15 protein-coding genes are annotated in these 16,262 nt (G+C 59.0%); 9 read left to right on the top strand and 6 right to left on the bottom strand.

Features of this window, described 5'->3' with window-relative positions; translation table 11 throughout:
- Nucleotide 1 precedes the first annotated feature (1 nt).
- From rodA to ACA043_RS25825, 8 genes are all read left to right on the top strand, one after another.
- Nucleotides 2–1,105 carry a rod shape-determining protein RodA gene (gene rodA, locus ACA043_RS25860; protein ID WP_187678843.1) on the top strand — a complete coding sequence of 368 codons (1,104 nt, stop codon included), beginning with the start codon at nucleotides 2–4 and terminating at the stop codon, nucleotides 1,103–1,105.
- 17 nt (nucleotides 1,106–1,122) lie between these two features.
- The gene (mltB, locus tag ACA043_RS25855) at nucleotides 1,123–2,133 is read left to right on the top strand and encodes a lytic murein transglycosylase B (RefSeq protein WP_401269021.1); all 1,011 of its coding nucleotides are present in this window, start codon (nucleotides 1,123–1,125) and stop codon (nucleotides 2,131–2,133) included.
- Nucleotides 2,133–3,143, top strand: a complete 1,011-nt coding sequence (locus tag ACA043_RS25850; protein WP_401269019.1) for a septal ring lytic transglycosylase RlpA family protein — start codon at nucleotides 2,133–2,135, stop codon at nucleotides 3,141–3,143. The genes mltB and ACA043_RS25850 overlap by 1 nt, the downstream gene beginning before the upstream one ends.
- A 188-nt stretch (nucleotides 3,144–3,331) precedes the next feature.
- Nucleotides 3,332–4,489, top strand: coding sequence for a D-alanyl-D-alanine carboxypeptidase family protein (locus ACA043_RS25845; protein ID WP_187678823.1), 1,158 nt, complete (start codon nucleotides 3,332–3,334; stop codon nucleotides 4,487–4,489).
- 79 nt (nucleotides 4,490–4,568) lie between these two features.
- Nucleotides 4,569–4,844, top strand: coding sequence for a DUF493 domain-containing protein (locus ACA043_RS25840; protein ID WP_401269017.1), 276 nt, complete (start codon nucleotides 4,569–4,571; stop codon nucleotides 4,842–4,844).
- Nucleotides 4,844–5,491: a lipoyl(octanoyl) transferase LipB gene (gene lipB / locus ACA043_RS25835; RefSeq protein WP_497658159.1), complete on the top strand. Its 648-nt coding sequence runs from the start codon at nucleotides 4,844–4,846 to the stop codon at nucleotides 5,489–5,491. The genes ACA043_RS25840 and lipB overlap by 1 nt, the downstream gene beginning before the upstream one ends.
- 25 nt (nucleotides 5,492–5,516) lie before the next feature.
- Nucleotides 5,517–6,515: a lipoyl synthase gene (lipA, locus tag ACA043_RS25830; RefSeq protein ID WP_161986515.1), complete on the top strand. Its 999-nt coding sequence runs from the start codon at nucleotides 5,517–5,519 to the stop codon at nucleotides 6,513–6,515.
- Between the two features lie 176 nt (nucleotides 6,516–6,691).
- Nucleotides 6,692–7,642 carry a S66 peptidase family protein gene (locus ACA043_RS25825; RefSeq protein ID WP_497658158.1) on the top strand — a complete coding sequence of 317 codons (951 nt, stop codon included), beginning with the start codon at nucleotides 6,692–6,694 and terminating at the stop codon, nucleotides 7,640–7,642.
- Nucleotides 7,643–7,733: 91 nt separating this feature from the next.
- Here the strand turns inward: ACA043_RS25825 and ACA043_RS25820 are convergent, their stop codons facing one another.
- Nucleotides 7,734–9,056, bottom strand: a complete 1,323-nt coding sequence (locus ACA043_RS25820; protein ID WP_401269010.1) for a lytic murein transglycosylase — start codon at nucleotides 9,054–9,056, stop codon at nucleotides 7,734–7,736.
- Between the two features lie 255 nt (nucleotides 9,057–9,311).
- Here ACA043_RS25820 and ACA043_RS25815 point away from each other — a divergent pair, with 255 nt between their 5' ends.
- Nucleotides 9,312–10,244 carry a hypothetical protein gene (locus ACA043_RS25815; protein WP_497658157.1) on the top strand — a complete coding sequence of 311 codons (933 nt, stop codon included), beginning with the start codon at nucleotides 9,312–9,314 and terminating at the stop codon, nucleotides 10,242–10,244.
- 9 nt (nucleotides 10,245–10,253) lie between these two features.
- On the opposite strand, the gene arfA is transcribed toward ACA043_RS25815, so the two are convergent.
- The 5 genes from arfA to leuS form a co-directional block, all read right to left on the bottom strand.
- A complete protein-coding gene (gene arfA / locus ACA043_RS25810) occupies nucleotides 10,254–10,418 on the bottom strand; it encodes an alternative ribosome rescue factor ArfA (protein ID WP_047602548.1) in 165 nt (54 codons plus the stop codon).
- A gap of 161 nt (nucleotides 10,419–10,579) precedes the next feature.
- A complete protein-coding gene (locus ACA043_RS25805) occupies nucleotides 10,580–11,551 on the bottom strand; it encodes an IS110 family RNA-guided transposase (protein WP_497657519.1) in 972 nt (323 codons plus the stop codon).
- A 268-nt stretch (nucleotides 11,552–11,819) separates the two neighbouring features.
- Entirely contained in the window at nucleotides 11,820–12,857 is a 1,038-nt protein-coding gene (holA, locus tag ACA043_RS25800) for a DNA polymerase III subunit delta (RefSeq protein WP_401269007.1), read from the bottom strand.
- Nucleotides 12,858–12,896: 39 nt separating this feature from the next.
- On the bottom strand, nucleotides 12,897–13,502 hold the full coding sequence (locus tag ACA043_RS25795; protein WP_401269004.1) for an LPS-assembly lipoprotein LptE: 606 nt from the start codon (nucleotides 13,500–13,502) through the stop codon (nucleotides 12,897–12,899).
- An 87-nt stretch (nucleotides 13,503–13,589) separates the two neighbouring features.
- Nucleotides 13,590–16,196 (bottom strand): leucine--tRNA ligase, encoded by a 2,607-nt coding sequence (gene leuS / locus ACA043_RS25790; RefSeq protein WP_497658156.1) that lies wholly within the window; start codon nucleotides 16,194–16,196, stop codon nucleotides 13,590–13,592.
- Nucleotides 16,197–16,262 lie beyond the last annotated feature (66 nt).

The raw sequence follows: 16,262 nt of genomic DNA, 5'->3' as shown, positions 1-16,262 counted from the left end.
GATGCGTCGCCGCGCGACGCTGCTACAAAGACTGCATATCGATGGCCCGTTGCTGATCCTGCTGCTGATCCTCGCCGCCGGCAGCCTGTTCGTGTTGTATTCGGCCAGCGGCAAGAGCTGGGATTTGTTGGCCAAACAGGCCACTTCGTTCGGCATCGGTCTGGTGTCGATGATCGTCATCGCCCAGTTCGAACCGCGCTTCATGGCCCGTTGGGTGCCGCTTGGCTACGTGATCGGCGTGGTGTTGCTGTTGGTGGTGGACATCATGGGCCACAACGCGATGGGCGCCACACGCTGGATCAACATTCCCGGGGTGATCCGCTTCCAGCCTTCCGAATTCATGAAGATCCTGATGCCGGCGACCATCGCCTGGTATCTGTCCAAACGCACCTTGCCGCCACAGCTCAAGCACGTTGGCATCAGCCTGATGCTGATCGGTGTGCCGTTTGTTCTGATCGTGCGCCAGCCGGACCTCGGCACCTCGCTGCTGATTCTGGCCGGCGGAGCGTTCGTACTGTTCATGGGCGGGCTGCGCTGGCGCTGGATCCTCAGCGTGCTGGCCGCTGCAATCCCGGTGTCGGTGGCGATGTGGTTTTTCATCATGCACGACTACCAGAAGCAACGGATCCTGACGTTCCTCGACCCGGAAAGCGATCCGCTCGGTACAGGCTGGAACATCATTCAGTCGAAAGCTGCGATCGGTTCCGGGGGCGTCTTCGGCAAGGGCTGGCTGCTCGGCACCCAGTCGCATCTGGACTTCCTGCCGGAAAGCCACACCGACTTCATCATTGCGGTATTGGGTGAAGAGTTCGGGCTGGTCGGCATCTGCGCGCTGCTTTTGATCTATCTGCTGTTGATTGGCCGGGGGCTGGTGATTACCGCTCAGGCGCAAACGCTGTTCGGCAAATTGCTCGCCGGGGCGTTGACCATGACGTTTTTTGTTTACGTTTTCGTCAACATCGGTATGGTCAGTGGCCTGTTGCCGGTCGTAGGGGTGCCGTTGCCGTTCATTAGCTACGGAGGAACTTCGCTGGTGACGCTGCTGTCAGCGTTTGGGGTTTTGATGTCGATCCATACCCATCGCAAGTGGATCGCACAGGTTTGAATAAGGTGAAGAGTTCAATGCAAGTAATGCGTGGCTGGGCGACTCGATGCGCGCCATGGGTTGGCCTGGTAGGCCTCCTGGGCAGCGTGCAGGAAGCGCTGGCCGGCGAATACGAAGGCTCGCCTCAGGTGGCCGAATTCGTCGGTGAAATGACCCGCGACTACGGTTTCGCCGGTGAGCAACTGATGGGTGTGTTCCGCGAGGCAGCGCGCAAACAGGCGATTCTCGACGCCATTTCCAGACCCGCCGAACGGGTCAAGCAGTGGAAAGAGTACCGCCCGATGTTCATCACCGACGCGCGTATCGCCCGCGGTGTGGACTTCTGGCGCCAGCACGAGGCGACGCTGGCCCGTGCCGAGCAGGAATACGGCGTGCCGGCACAAGTTATCGTGTCGATCATCGGCGTTGAGACCTTTTTCGGGCGTAATACCGGTAATTACCGGGTGATCGATGCCTTGTCCACCCTCGGTTTCGACTATCCTCCCCGTGCCGAATTTTTCCGCAAGGAACTGCGTGAGTTCCTGCTGCTGGCGCGCGAAGAGCAGGTCGATCCGTTGACCCTCAAAGGTTCCTACGCGGGGGCCATGGGCCTGCCGCAATTCATGCCGAGCAGCTTTCGCGCCTATGCGGTGGATTTCGACGGTGACGGCCACATCAATATCTGGAACAACCCGGATGATGCGATCGGCAGCGTCGCGAGTTATTTCAAGCGCCACGGCTGGGTTGCCGGCGAGCCTGTGGTCAGCCGCGCCGATGTGCGCGGCGAGCAGGTCGATGAAGGCCTGACCACCGGCATCGAACCGACAAAGACCGTCGGGGAGTTGCGAGTGCTGGGCTGGTCGAGTCATGATGCGCTGCGCGATGACATGCCGGTCACTGCATTTCGCCTCGAAGGCGACAACGGCCCTGAATACTGGATGGGCCTGAAGAATTTCTACGCGATCACGCGTTATAACCGCAGCGTGATGTACGCCATGGCCGTACATCAACTGTCTGAACAGCTGGTACAAGCACGGGGCGTCAAGTAATGCGGGCATTGCCTATCAATAAACCCCTGAAGCTGGTGGCATTCACTGCGTTGGCGGTGCTGGTCGCCAGTTGTTCGACCAGCCGTACCCCGACTCAAAAAGCACCGTCTACCGCTGTGCGCGCACAGCCGGGGCTGGACATCAACCGCGCCCACAAAGATGGCGCGCCGTGGTGGGACGTCGATGTCTCGCGCATTCCTGATGCCACGCCGACCCTGCATACCGGCGCGTACAAGGCCAACCCTTACACGGTGCTGGGCAAGACCTACTTCCCGTTGCAGGAATCCAAGACGTACGTCGCTTCCGGCACCGCGTCCTGGTACGGCACCAAGTTCCACGGTCAGAACACCGCCAACGGCGAGGTCTATGACCTGTACGGCATGAGTGCCGCCCACAAGACATTGCCACTGCCAAGTTACGTTCGGGTGACCAACCTGGACAATAACCGAACGGTGATCCTGCGCGTTAACGACCGTGGGCCGTTCTACTCTGATCGCATCATTGACTTGTCCTATGCCGCCGCGAAGAAACTCGGTTACGCCGAAACCGGTACTGCGCGGGTCAAGGTCGAAGGCATCGATCCACAGCAATGGTGGGCCGCCAAGGGCCGTCCGGCGCCTTTGATGCTCAACGAGCCGCAAGTCGCGCAGAATAGCGCCCCGGTGATCACGGCTTCGGCCGGCACCGTCGAGCAATGGACTCCGCCGCCGCAGCAACACGCCGCGGCTGTTGTGCCAGTTCAGCTCGACGCAAAAAAAAACGCTTCTGCAACAGCGTCTGGCCAGTATCTGCAGGTGGGCGCGTTCGCCAACCCGGACGCTGCAGAACTCCTGAGGTCGAAGCTCAGCGGGATGGTGAGCGCTCCGGTGTTCATCAGCTCGATCGTGCGCAATCAGCAGACCCTGCACCGGGTACGCCTGGGGCCGATCGGCTCGCCGGGTGAAATTGCCCAGGTCCAGAACAGCGTGCGCCTGGCCAACCTTGGTTCGCCAAGTGTGGTCACCGAGTAAGTAATACGTAGGACTTGATTGACGATTCACCAGCGATTGGGGGGTGAATCAGGTTGTTGGCTCGTCGAAGAACAAAAGCCCGGCAAGGGTGACTGGAGTGAGCAACTGAACACGCGATAACCCGTTAGAAGGTTATTTGATTAGTTTTTGCCCTTGGGCAAGTTTCCATTAGCGATTTCGAGAGACGGATGAACATCACCACCTTTGCCAAACGCCTGTGTCTGCTAGTCCCGCTGCTCCTCTCGCCAGCCGCCTTCGCGGCCGAGATGATGCCATCGCCACCACAACTGGCCGCCAAGGCTTACGTGCTCATGGACGCCAGCAGCGGCAACGTGCTGGTCGAGAACAACGGTGACCAGCGTCTGCCGCCGGCCAGCCTGACCAAACTGATGACCGCGTACATCGCTACGCTGGAAATCCGTCGTGGCCAGATCGGTGAAAACGATCCGGTGACTGTCAGCGAAAACGCCTGGCGTACCGGCGGTTCGCGGATGTTCATCAAAGTCGGCTCGCAGGTGACTGTCAGCGACCTGCTGCACGGCATCATCATCCAGTCCGGCAACGACGCCAGCGTGGCGCTGTCCGAGCACATCGCCGGCAGCGAAGACGCGTTCGCCGACCTGATGAACAAGACTGTCACCGATCTGGGCATGACCAACTCCCACTTCATGAACCCGACCGGTCTGCCGAACCCGGAGCACTATTCGTCGGCGCACGACATGGCGATCCTGGCTCGCGCGATCATCCACGAAGACCCGGCTCACTACGCGATCTACTCGCAGAAAGAGTTCTTCTGGAACGGCATCAAACAGCCTAACCGCAACCTGTTGCTGTGGCGCGACAAGACCGTCGACGGTCTGAAAACCGGTCACACCGACGAAGCCGGCTACTGCATGGTGTCCTCGGCTGTACGTGATGGCCAGCGTCTGATCGCCGTCGTGTTCGGTACCAACAGCGAAGTGGCTCGTGCCGCTGAAACCCAGAAGCTGCTGACCTACGGTTTCCGCTTCTTCGAAACCCAGACCTTCTATCAGAAGGGCACCGAACTGGCTCAGGCCCCGGTGTGGAAAGGCACCACCAATCAAGTCAAGGCCGGCCTGGCTCAAGACTTGACCATGACTCTGCCGAAAGGCCAGCTGAAGAAGCTCGCTGCCAGCATGACCATGAACCCGCAACTGACCGCGCCAATCGCCAAGGGCGACGTGATCGGTAAAGTCGAAGTCAAACTGGAAGACAAGGTGGTGCACAGCGCCGACCTGATCGCTCTGGATGGCGTCGAGGAGGGTGGTATCTTCCGCCGCATGTGGGATAGCATCCGTCTATTCTTCTACGGCTTGTTCAACTGATTTGTGTTGACCTGCATGGCCTCGCCCCGATCCGGTGCGGGGCCATGCGCGTTACCACGGCTTAAGAGGCCGTTACGCCATGACCGATACCGAAGTAAAGGCGCCAAAGATCGAATTCCCTGCCACTGACTACCCGGTTAAGGTGATCAGCGACACGGGTGTTGGCAACAAAGACAAGATTATCGACATCGTCAAAAAGCACGCGACCATAAATGATGAGCGCATCGACGAGCGTCAAAGCACCAACGGCAAGTACACCACCATCCAGCTGCACATCATCGCCACCGGTCAAGACCAGCTGTACGACATCAACAGCGAGCTGCGGGCTACCGGTTTCGTGCACATGGTGTTGTGATGCCGGGCACGCTGGGCTTTCGTGAGCTCGGCCAGATGGCTTACGAGCCGGTCTGGCATGCCATGCAGCGTTTTACCAACGAACGCGGCAGCGATGCCGCCGACGAAATCTGGCTCGTCGAACACCCGCCGGTGTTCACTCAGGGCCAGGCCGGCAAGGCCGAACACTTGTTGCTGCCGGGAGATATCCCGGTGGTGCAGGTCGATCGCGGCGGCCAGGTGACCTACCATGGCCCCGGGCAACTGGTGGCTTATCTGTTGCTGGATGTACGCAAGCTGGGTTTCGGCGTGCGTGATCTGGTCAGCCGCATGGAGCTTTGCCTGATCGAACTGCTGGTCAGCTACGGCGTGACCGCCGCGGCCAAGCCAGATGCTCCCGGCGTGTACGTCGATGGAGCGAAAATCGCTTCTCTGGGTTTGCGGATTCGCCACGGTTGTTCCTTTCATGGCCTGGCCCTGAACGTGGATATGAACCTGGAACCGTTTCGACGGATTAATCCCTGCGGCTACGCCGGGCTGGCGATGACCCAGCTGAGCGACCATGCAGGATCGATTGAATTTGCCGAGGTAAGTGCCCGGCTGCGCGCGCAGCTCGTCAAACACCTCGACTATGCTGAGCAGACGACCCTGACGGGCGGAATCGACTGATATGACTACTGATGCAGTGCAAACCATGATCCCGACGCTCGACGTGACCGAGCGCCCGGCCCCGCGTCCCAAGGTTGAAGCCGGCGTCAAGCTGCGCGGCGCCGAGAAGGTTGCACGCATCCCGGTAAAGATCATTCCGACCACCGAGCTGCCGAAGAAGCCTGACTGGATTCGTGTACGCATCCCGGTTTCGCCGGAAGTTGACCGTATCAAGAGCCTGCTGCGCAAACACAAACTGCACAGCGTCTGCGAAGAAGCCTCCTGCCCGAACCTGGGCGAGTGCTTCTCCGGTGGCACCGCGACCTTCATGATCATGGGTGACATCTGCACCCGTCGCTGCCCGTTCTGTGACGTTGGCCACGGTCGTCCGAAACCACTGGACGTCAACGAACCGGAAAGCCTGGCCATCGCCATCGCCGACCTCAAGCTCAAGTACGTGGTGATCACCTCGGTTGACCGCGACGACCTGCGTGACGGCGGTGCCCAGCACTTTGCCGACTGCATCCGCGAAATCCGCAAATTGTCGCCGAATGTGCAATTGGAAACCCTGGTCCCGGACTACCGTGGCCGCATGGACGTCGCCCTGGAAATCACCGCGGCCGAGCCGCCGGATGTGTTCAACCACAACCTCGAAACAGTGCCGCGCCTGTATAAGGCTGCGCGTCCGGGTTCGGACTACCAGTGGTCGCTGACCCTGCTGCAACGCTTCAAGCAGATGATGCCGCACATTCCGACCAAGTCCGGCCTGATGCTGGGTCTGGGCGAGACCGACGAAGAAGTCATCGAAGTCATGAAGCGCATGCGCGAACACGACATCGACATGCTGACGCTGGGCCAGTACCTGCAACCATCGCGCAGCCACTTGCCTGTGCAGCGTTTCGTGCACCCGGACACCTTCGCCTGGTTCGCCGAGGAAGGTTACAAGATGGGCTTCAAGAACGTTGCGTCCGGTCCTTTGGTGCGTTCTTCGTACCACGCCGACGAGCAGGCGAAGCTGGTCAAGGCTGAGCTGCTGGGTTCCTGATTTCTGCGCTGAACTGAAAAATGCCCGCCGAGGCTTCAACGCCCGGCGGGCATTTTTTTGCCTGTCCTACAACACGCAGCCACTTTTCCTGCGAGCCGTGGAGGAGCAAAGCCTCTTCTGTTTATCGCGGTTCCTGACTACTGTGTGCCCATGACTTTATACGCGGAGACTCATGGATGACTGTTCGACCGACCCACACACTTTGTCCTTATCGTGCCGTGCCAGCGCTGCCGTCCGAGGGACTGATCGGCGTTATCGCACCCGCCGGCCCCGGCGTCCTCGACACCGACAAGGCTGTGCAGTGGATGCGCGCCCGGGGTTATGGACTGCGTGTGTTTCCCGGAGTCTATGAAAAAGACGGCTATCTGGCCGGCAGTGATGACGTGCGGCTTAACGATCTGCATGCCGCGTTCGCCGATCCCGAGGTCGACGCGATCATCTGCTTGCGCGGTGGCTACGGTACACCGCGACTGCTGGATCGGATCGACTTCGATCTGTTGAGTCGCAATGCCAAGCCGTTTGTCGGCTACAGCGACATCACCGCGTTGCATCTGGCCATCAGTCGTTACGCGGGTTTCGTCACCTTTCACGGGCCGTTGCTCAATGCCGACCTGTTGGGTGACAAGGAGCCGCCGACCGTCACTTCATTCTTTGCCATGCTGCGCGGTCAACTGAAAGCGGGCAGTGTGCTCAGCCATCCCGTGGCCTATCCGTTGACCACGGTCGAGCCGGGTATTGCCCACGGGCGCTTGCTCGGCGGCAATCTGGCGATGATCGCAGCGACGTTGGGTACGCCTTACGAAATCGACGTCGAAGGGGTCATTCTGCTGATCGAGGACATCAACGAGCCGTTGTATCGCATTGACCGCTTGCTGACCCAGATGCGTCTGGCCGGCATGTTGGCCAAGTTGCGCGGGGTGTTGGTCGGGGATATCGCGGGAGTTGATGTCGAGGCGTTGAATCGCTTGCTCAAACAGACTTTCGCGCCGTTGCGGATTCCGGTGCTGTCAGGATGGCGCAGTGGGCATTGTGATCCGAACCTGACGTTACCATTGGGGGCGTTGGTTCGCCTGGATGCGGGGAAGAAGGAGTTGATGCTGGAGCAGGATGTGGTGGTTCGACGGTAGTCCGGGTGATGCAAAAAAGATCGCAGCCTGCGGTAGCTTCTACAGAAATCGGTGTAGGAGCTGCCGCAGGCTGCGATCTTTTGATTCTGCTTTACTGCGTACGCAGGCTCTCGAGCAGCTTGTGCGTCGGATATCCGTCCGCGGGCCAGCCAAACGACTGCTGAGCACTGCGGATCGCCTTGCGCGTATTCGCGCCGATAATCCCGTCCGCCGCGCCGGCATCGTAGTTGCGGGCACTCAGCAAGGTTTGCAATTCGATCCGCTCGGTGCGGCTCAGCGGCAAGTCATCTTTCGGCCAGGTGCCATTGATCAGACCACCGCCATCGAAGCGCTCGGACAACAAACTCACGGCCAAGGCGTACGACGAAGAGTTGTTGTACTTGAGGATCGCCCGGAAGTTGTCAAGGATCAGGAAGGCCGGGCCACGATAACCGGCCGGCAGCAACAGGGCGGCGGACAGCTGTTCGGAACCTGCGGGTACCTGACCGCCATTGGGCAGGGTCACACCCAACTGACGCCATTCGGCGACGCTTTTACGAATCGCACCGTCCGCCAGCGTGTAGTTGAAGCTGCTCGGCAGTTGCACCTCGAAACCCCAAGGCTGGCCGCGCTGCCAGCCAGAGCTTTGCAGGTAGTGCGCAGTCGAGGCCAGGGCGTCGGCCGGGCTGCCCCAGATGTCGCGGCGACCGTCACCGTCGAAATCCACAGCGTGGGTGTTGTAGGTGGTCGGAATGAACTGGGTCTGGCCCATCGCGCCGGCCCAGGAACCGAGCATCTTCTCGGGTGTGATATCGCCTTGTTGCAGAATTTGTAGCGCGGCGATCAATTGCGCGTGTGCAAAGCCCGGACGGCGGCCTTCGTAGGCGAGGGTGGCCAGCGAGTTGATCACCGATTTGCTGCCCTGGAATTGACCGAAGTTACTTTCCATACCCCACACCGACACCAGTGCCTGACGATCAACGCCATAACGCTGTTCGATGCTTTGCAGAATGTCGGCGTACTGGTTGATCAGCGCCTGGCCTTTGCGTACTCGCAGCGGCGATAGCGCGCCATCGAGGTATTCCCAGACCGGGCGGGAGAACTCTGGCTGGCTGCGATCGGCACGAATCACGCTGGCGTCGAAGCTGACGTTGGCAAACGCACGATCAAACAGATCGGCGCGGATCCCGGCGGCGAGCGCATCCTTGCGAAAACCCGCCTGCCATTCGGCAAAGGACTGGGTCGGTTGAAGGTCGAGAGGGTCGGCGGACGGCACTACCGGCGGAATGATCGCTGGGGCCGTGGCGACAGGGGCCGCTTGAAGAGGTTGCGCGTCGGCGGCGGTAGGTTTTTCCGCACAGGCAACAAGCAGGATGAAACTTGTGGCAGCAACCAATTGGCGAACAGGCCAACGATGGGAAAGACAAAAGGGCATGCACAGGTCCAGAGGATACTAATCAGGTGCAGACCTTAACATGCCTGCGGAATGAAGCGGTTATCGCTCAGGCATATGGACGAGGTCTATTCAGCCGGCTAATCACCATATGCCCTGAATTAGCGCGGCGCAACTGTCATTTCTATCAGCTATTCAGCAGTGTTTTTCCTCGATTCAATAGCGATGCCGGCAGGATTGTGGTGGTTTGAATTTCTCGATCGCTGCCTCTTGAAGCAAGTTTTCGAGGAATCTCATATGAAAGGCAAAGCGCTTTTAATGCTGTTTCTTTTGCTGGCAGGGTGCTCTGTAAAAGACCCTTCGCAGGAGCCTGTTCAAACTCAGTTGGGCATACAGACTGCTGCAGCGTTAGCCACCAGCGGCCCGGAAGTAGCCAGCGAATTGTCGGCGCGTTACAGGGATACCACCACTCTTCGATGTGATGGGTTGGACTCCAGACCCGCCTTTCTTTGCAGTGGAATTTTGCTGCGTGCAACGGCTACTGCGGCCGGCTTCGATGTCTGGGATCCGAGCCCCACCGCTGAAAGGGTGGGAGGCACCTCATTTTCGTTTGTCCGTTCAGACTACAAAATGAAAAGACTGGCCATGGGGTACACCAAAGGACTGATTTTCTATCCTGTTCTGAAAACACCGTCAGGGAAGCTCAAGATTGAAGTTCTGTGCTTCTTTCCAGTGGACGGGGATTCTGATCATCGTAGTGATCGTGGTTGTGGCGGGATTTCCGGCTATCCCTCAACCGTTGCCTGCGCTGCCCAAGGCATCAATACCCCTGAAAAATGGGCAGAGAATTACAACAAGCATGCTGCTTCTAATCACAACAGGGCAGGTGTATGCAGTTTTGATGTCAGAGATTCGGCTAATACGCTGGCGGCCCCCAATTTTGTAAAGGGAATGCAGGCAGGACGTCTGGTGACGCCAAGAGCTTTTGACATACCCAATGACGTGAAAATGACGACATGGGCAAAGGGGCAAGCGAAAGTCTTGCCAATTGAGGCGTTCTTTTATGTGATTGTCGGAAACACATCGGGCTTGGCGGAAGTCCAGAGGGATCAGCTCCGGTTCAAAGAGCTCACTGGTGAAACGCGGCCTATTATCAAAGTAACAATGCCGACAACGCTGGCCGATAAAGTGACGTTTGTGTTTCAGGCGCAGGATCAGGCGGTGAATTGATCATCCGTTTCAGGCAGCCAGAAAGTAAGAAGCCTCCCAGTTGTCAGACTGGAAGGCTTCGCGGCGGTAGCTGCCTTTACCCTTGGTTGGTCGTTCCTGGCGACTGCGGAACAGGGGTTGGGCGATGATGGATTTGGCCTTGTTCGGGCCATGTTTCGATGGCTTTTTGCTCATGAGGGTTCTCTTGGGTGAGTGGGTTTTGCGGGGGAAATAATCTGCCGATGTCGGGCGTCTGTCTATAGGGCAAATGCAGGTCGTTTTGTAGGAAAACAAGATCAAAAGATCGCAGCCTTCGGCGGCTCCTACAAGGATTGGTGTAGATACCGTCTTGCCCCTCATCGGGCAAGGGCAATTTTCGGGTCAAATGGTTGGCCCGATTTAAGAACGGCGTAGACAAAATGTAGGAGTTTGCGCATCGCTGCACAGATGATTTGCTTGGGGGCCTTGCCGTTGGCCTTCAAGCGGTCCTTCATGGCGATGATTGCCTTGTTGTGCTTCAGTGCAACCAACCCAGGCATGTATAGACCCGCCCGAACGCGAGCCGATCCGATCCTCGAAATCACTGTTCTGCCTTTGAATTTTCCCGAGTCCTGCAGCTTTGGGTTCAACCCGGCGGCAGCGACCAGCTTGCGAGGGTCGTCATATTTACGCAGGTCGCCCAACTCGGCCAGCAGCCGCTCAAGGGTTTTCTGGCCGATACCGTCGATGGTCACGATCAAGTCGCGCATTTGGCGCATGTCTGGATCATCGTCGATGTGTTTTTTGATTGCTTTGTGAGTTTCAACGATCTCTTTCTCGATGTGACGCAGCACAGAGTTGATCGAGTCTTTGACCTTTTCGTCGGACACATCCAGGCGATTGAGCTCCATTTGCTCCATTTCCTGAAGGTCATCCAAGCGACGTACCATCGCCTTTAGCTGACGATATTTCAGCGGCTCTGGAGCCCAAAGCTGAAGCTTTTCAGCCTTTTCCCGAGCAAAGTCAGCGATCAATTTGGCGTCGCTTTTGTCGGTTTTTATCCGGCGCAGCTCGCTGTCGGCGTAAGCGTGGGTCGTAGCCGGATTGACGACGCAGACCCGGTAACCCTTGTTGTAGACGAACTCGGCAAGTTCCAGGTGATAAACGCTGGTGGCTTCCATCACGATCAGGGCTGTAGGCTCGACCTGCTTGTTCAACCAGGCGTCAAACTCTTTGAAACCTTTTGAGTCGTTAGCCAGTTTGGCTTTGGTTTTGTGCTTGCCGTTTGGCAGGTGAGTAGCGATATCAAAGGTGTTTTTAGCGACATCGACGCCGACGAAATTGGACATGACCGTTTCTCCATTAATCCGTTTTCGATCATCACTGCACTCTGTCCAACCTTGCGAATGCGGGCTCTCGCCAGAGACGGGCCCAAGATACCGTTCGAACTATACGAGTGAGTGTGGAGGGCTGGAGCACGATCTACATCACAGGCAAAAAGCCTAAGGAGCTGCACGGCTTCCAAGTCCCTCCCTCGATGATCAGTCGAGAACTATCGCTCCTGACGGAGCGATAGTCGAGATACAAGGAGCTGCCCAAGGCTGCGATCTCTTGATCTTATTCGGCAGGCAATGACAAACGTTGGCCAGCCATCAACAGTGCCAACCGACTCAGACTCATCCACGGTGATCCGGCCGCCTGGCCCTTGATCTGTGCATCGATGCGCTGGGCCTCCAGCAACAACTGCGCCCAGCGTTGCGCCGAGTAGCGTTGCAGGGCTTTGCTCATCAACGGTTTGCGCTTGTCCCAGACTGGCGGTTTGGACTGGCTGAAGGCCTTGTCCAGCGGCGTGCCCTGGCTGTACTGCAGCGAGATATTGGCCAGCAGGCGCAACTCCCGCGCCAGCGCCCAGAGAATCACCGGCGGTTCGACACCTTCACCGCGCAGCCCTTCGAGCATGCGCAGGGCGTGAGCCGGTTCGCCGTTGAGCACGGCATCGGTCAGGCCAAACACATCGAAGCGCGCACTGTCCGCCACAGCGGCCTGCACGGTTTCGACGGTGATCTGGCCGCCTTCGGCCATCAGTTTGAGCTTTTCGATTTCCTGCGCGGCGGCGAGCAGGTTGCCCTCGACACGCGCGGCAATCAGTTCGACGGCGTCCTGGCTGGCCGACAACCCGGCCTGAGACAAGCGCTGACGAATCCAGCTTGGCAGTTGATTGGCATCCACCGGCCAGATCTGGATGAACTGGGTTTGCTGGCCTTCAACCAGTGCCTTGCCCCACTTGGTCTTCTGCGCGCTGCCGTCGAGCTTGGGCAGGCTGATCAGCAGGACGGTGTCTTCGGCAGGACGTGAGCAGTACTCGATGAAGGCGGCAGCACCCTTGTCACCGGGTTTTCCCGACGGAAGACGCAGTTCCAGCAGGCGCTTTTCAGCAAACAACGACATGCTCGCGCCGGCCTGCAACAACGTGCCCCAATCGAAACTGGCGTCGGCGGCGAAGACCTGGCGTTCGTCGAAACCTTGCTGGCGGGCAGCAAGGCGGATGGCATCGGCGGCTTCCTGACATAGCAGAGGGTCATCGCCGCTGATGATGTAGACCGGCGCAAGGGCGCCTTGCAGGTGTTTGCCGAGTTGAGCGGGAGCGAGCTTCATAAGAGCAATCGAACGGGGCGCCTGAGCGCCCCGAACGTCTTACTGCTGCGGAACTTCGAGCGGCGACTGACGCGGGGTTTCCGCTTCAGCCTTTTGCGCCGCTTCCAGCGCGTCGGCTTCTGCCTTGGCGCGGTTATTGGCAGCCTGTTGCAGTTGCTCCAGTTGACCCGGGGTCAGCTGTTGCAGACGCAGCATCATGCGCTGAACCAGCTCGCGACGAATATCGCGACGGGCGTCGTTGGCTTCCTGATCGGAGCCGACGAGGTTGTTGCCGTCGTGGATAAACACTTTCTGCACTTCAAGCTTGTCGCTCAGCAGCGAAAGGTTTTTGTCGCCACGGATGTCGTAGCTCAAGACGGTGTTGACCTGATACTCGCCCGTACGACCGGCACCGGCATAGCTGAGGATGCGCTGGCTTTCCTGTTCGTCAGCCAGGTATAGCTTGTAAGGCGCGCCGCTGTAAATCTTGACGCCGCTGGATTCCAGTACCTGACGCAGTTGGGTGACGGTCTCGCCGTAGGCGTTACGCGCACTCAGGTCGAGTTCCTTGATGGTCAGTTCGGTGGTGCCAGTGCCGCGCAGCTGGAAACCGCAGGCGCTCAACAGGACGGCGAGGCCCATCACCAGCAGATTGCGTTTGATCATTGTGTTGCTCCCCTTGAAACCATGTGGGCCGTTCATGCGGCCCGAAAGGTTTTACTGGGCGCCAGGCACACCTGACGCCCGATCCAATTAGCTGGCGACGATATTGACCAGTTTCCCGGGCACTACGATCACTTTACGAATAGTCAGGCCATCGACGAACCGCAGCACGTTTTCGTTGGCACGAGCAGCGGCTTCGACTTCTTCGCGAGTCGCGCTGGCCGGCATTTCGATCTGACCGCGCAGCTTGCCGTTGACCTGGATGACCAGGGTCAGGCTGTCCTGCACCAGCGCAGTCTCGTCCACTGCTGGCCAGCCAGCGTCGATCACCGGATCGGCGTGGCCCAGTCGGTTCCACAGCTCATGGCTGATGTGCGGTGTGATCGGCGCCAGCAGCAACGTCACGGCTTCCAGACCTTCCTGCACCAGTGCGCGATCCTGTTCGGTGCCTTGCGCGGCTTTTTCCAGCACGTTCATCAGCGTCATCACCTGAGCGATGGCGGTGTTGAATTTGTGGTTCTGGCCGACGTCGTGGCTGGCCTGCTTGATGGCCAGGTGGATCGCACGGCGAACGGCTTTCTGCTCGTCGTTCAGGCCCGCAACATCCAGTTTGCCCGGCAGGCCCTGAGATACGTGGGCCTGCGCCAGACGCCAGACACGCTTGAGGAAACGGTGCGAACCCTCGACGCCGGAGTCGGACCATTCCGCGCTCATATCAGGTGGCGAGGCGAACATCATGAACAGGCGGCAGGTGTCGGCACCGAACTGGTCGATCATCGACTGTGGGTCAACGCCGTTGTTCTTCGACTTGGCCATCTTCTCGGTGCCGCCGATTTCCACCGGCAGACCGTCGGCAATCAGCTTGGCGCTGATGACTTTGGCCTTGCTGTCACGTTCCAGTTCGACGTCCGCCGGGTTGAACCAGGTGTAGGCACCGTTGGCTTCGCGACGATAGTAAGTCTCGGCGATTACCATGCCCTGGGTCAGCAGATTCTTGAACGGCTCGTTGGAGCTCACCAGACCTTCGTCGCGCATCAGCTTGTGGAAGAAGCGCGCGTAGAGCAGGTGCAGGATCGCGTGTTCGATACCGCCAATGTACTGATCAACCGGCAGCCAGTGGTCGGCCGCGGATTTTTCCACCAGGCCACCTTCAAAGTGCGGCGAGGCGTAGCGGGCGTAGTACCACGAGGACTCGACGAAGGTGTCCATGGTGTCGGTTTCACGCTTGGCAGGCTGGCCGCATTTCGGGCAGTTGCACTCGTAAAACTCGGGCATGCGTGCCAGCGGCGAACCGGCGCCGTCCGGCACCACGTCTTCCGGCAATACGACTGGCAATTGGTCTTCCGGCACCGGCACGTCACCGCACGCATCGCAGTGGATGATCGGGATCGGGCAGCCCCAGTAGCGCTGACGGCTGATGCCCCAGTCGCGCAGGCGGAACTGAGTGCGCGAAGCGCCCAGTTCTTTCTTGATCAGTGCGACTTCGATGGCGTCGAACGCGCCGGCGAAGTCCAGACCGTCGAACTCAGCGGAGTTGATCAGCGTGCCGTGCTCGCCGTAGGCGTCTTGCCACGGGGCCGGGTTGGTGTCGCCGGAGCTGGTACGCACCACCGATTTCACCGGCAGGTTGTACTTGTGGGCGAATTCGAAGTCGCGCTCGTCGTGAGCCGGCACAGCCATTACTGCGCCATCGCCGTAATGCATCAATACATAGTTGGCGACCCATACCGGGAGTTTTTCACCGGTCAGCGGGTGCTCGACGAACAGGCCGGTCGGCAGGCCTTTTTTCTCTTGAGTGGCGACGTCGGCTTCGGCAACGCTGCCGCCCTTGCATTCAGCGATGAACGCTTGCAGCTCAGGGTTGTTCTGCGCAGCCTGGGTGGCCAGCGGGTGTTCGGCGGCCACGGCGACGTAGGTCGCGCCCATCAGCGTGTCCGGACGGGTAGTGAAGACTTTCAGGGTGCCGGCTTCGCCGATGGAATCGACGTTGTACGGGAACTGCACTTCCATGCCGCGGGATTTGCCGATCCAGTTGCGCTGCATGGTCTTGACCTGTTCAGGCCAGCCAGTCAGTTCGTCGAGGCTCTCCAGCAGCTCATCCGCGTAAGCGGTGATCTTGAAGTAGTACATCGGGATTTCGCGCTTTTCGATCAGCGCGCCGGAACGCCAGCCGCGACCGTCGATTACCTGTTCGTTGGCCAGAACGGTCTGATCGATCGGGTCCCAGTTCACGGTGCCGTTTTTACGGTAGATCACGCCTTTTTCGAACAGGCGAGTGAACAGCCATTGTTCCCAGCGGTAGTAATCCGGCTTGCAGGTGGTGACTTCGCGCGACCAGTCCACCGCCAGGCCCAGGCTGCGCAGCTGGGTTTTCATGTAGGCGATGTTTTCGTAGGTCCACTTGGCCGGCGCGACGTTGTTTTTCATCGCGGCGTTTTCTGCCGGCATGCCGAAGGCGTCCCAACCCATCGGTTGCAGAACGTTCTTGCCTTGCATGCGCTGATAGCGGGAGATCACGTCGCCGATGGTGTAGTTGCGCACGTGCCCCATGTGTAGTTTGCCGCTGGGGTAAGGGAACATCGACAGGCAGTAGAAAGTCTCCTTGCCTGGCTGTTCACTGACTTCAAAGGACTTTTGCTCGTCCCAGAACGACTGGGCGGCGGCTTCGATTTCACGGGGCTGATATTGTTCGTGCATGGCTACTTTTGTACTGGATATGGGTGGCCTAATCCTCTTCAACGCGGCATCGGGATGGCCCGGACG

This window comes from Pseudomonas sp. LBUM1648, assembly GCF_059716145.1.
Note: the sequence above shows the minus strand (reverse complement) of the source record. Positions and strands in the feature narration are given on the sequence as shown.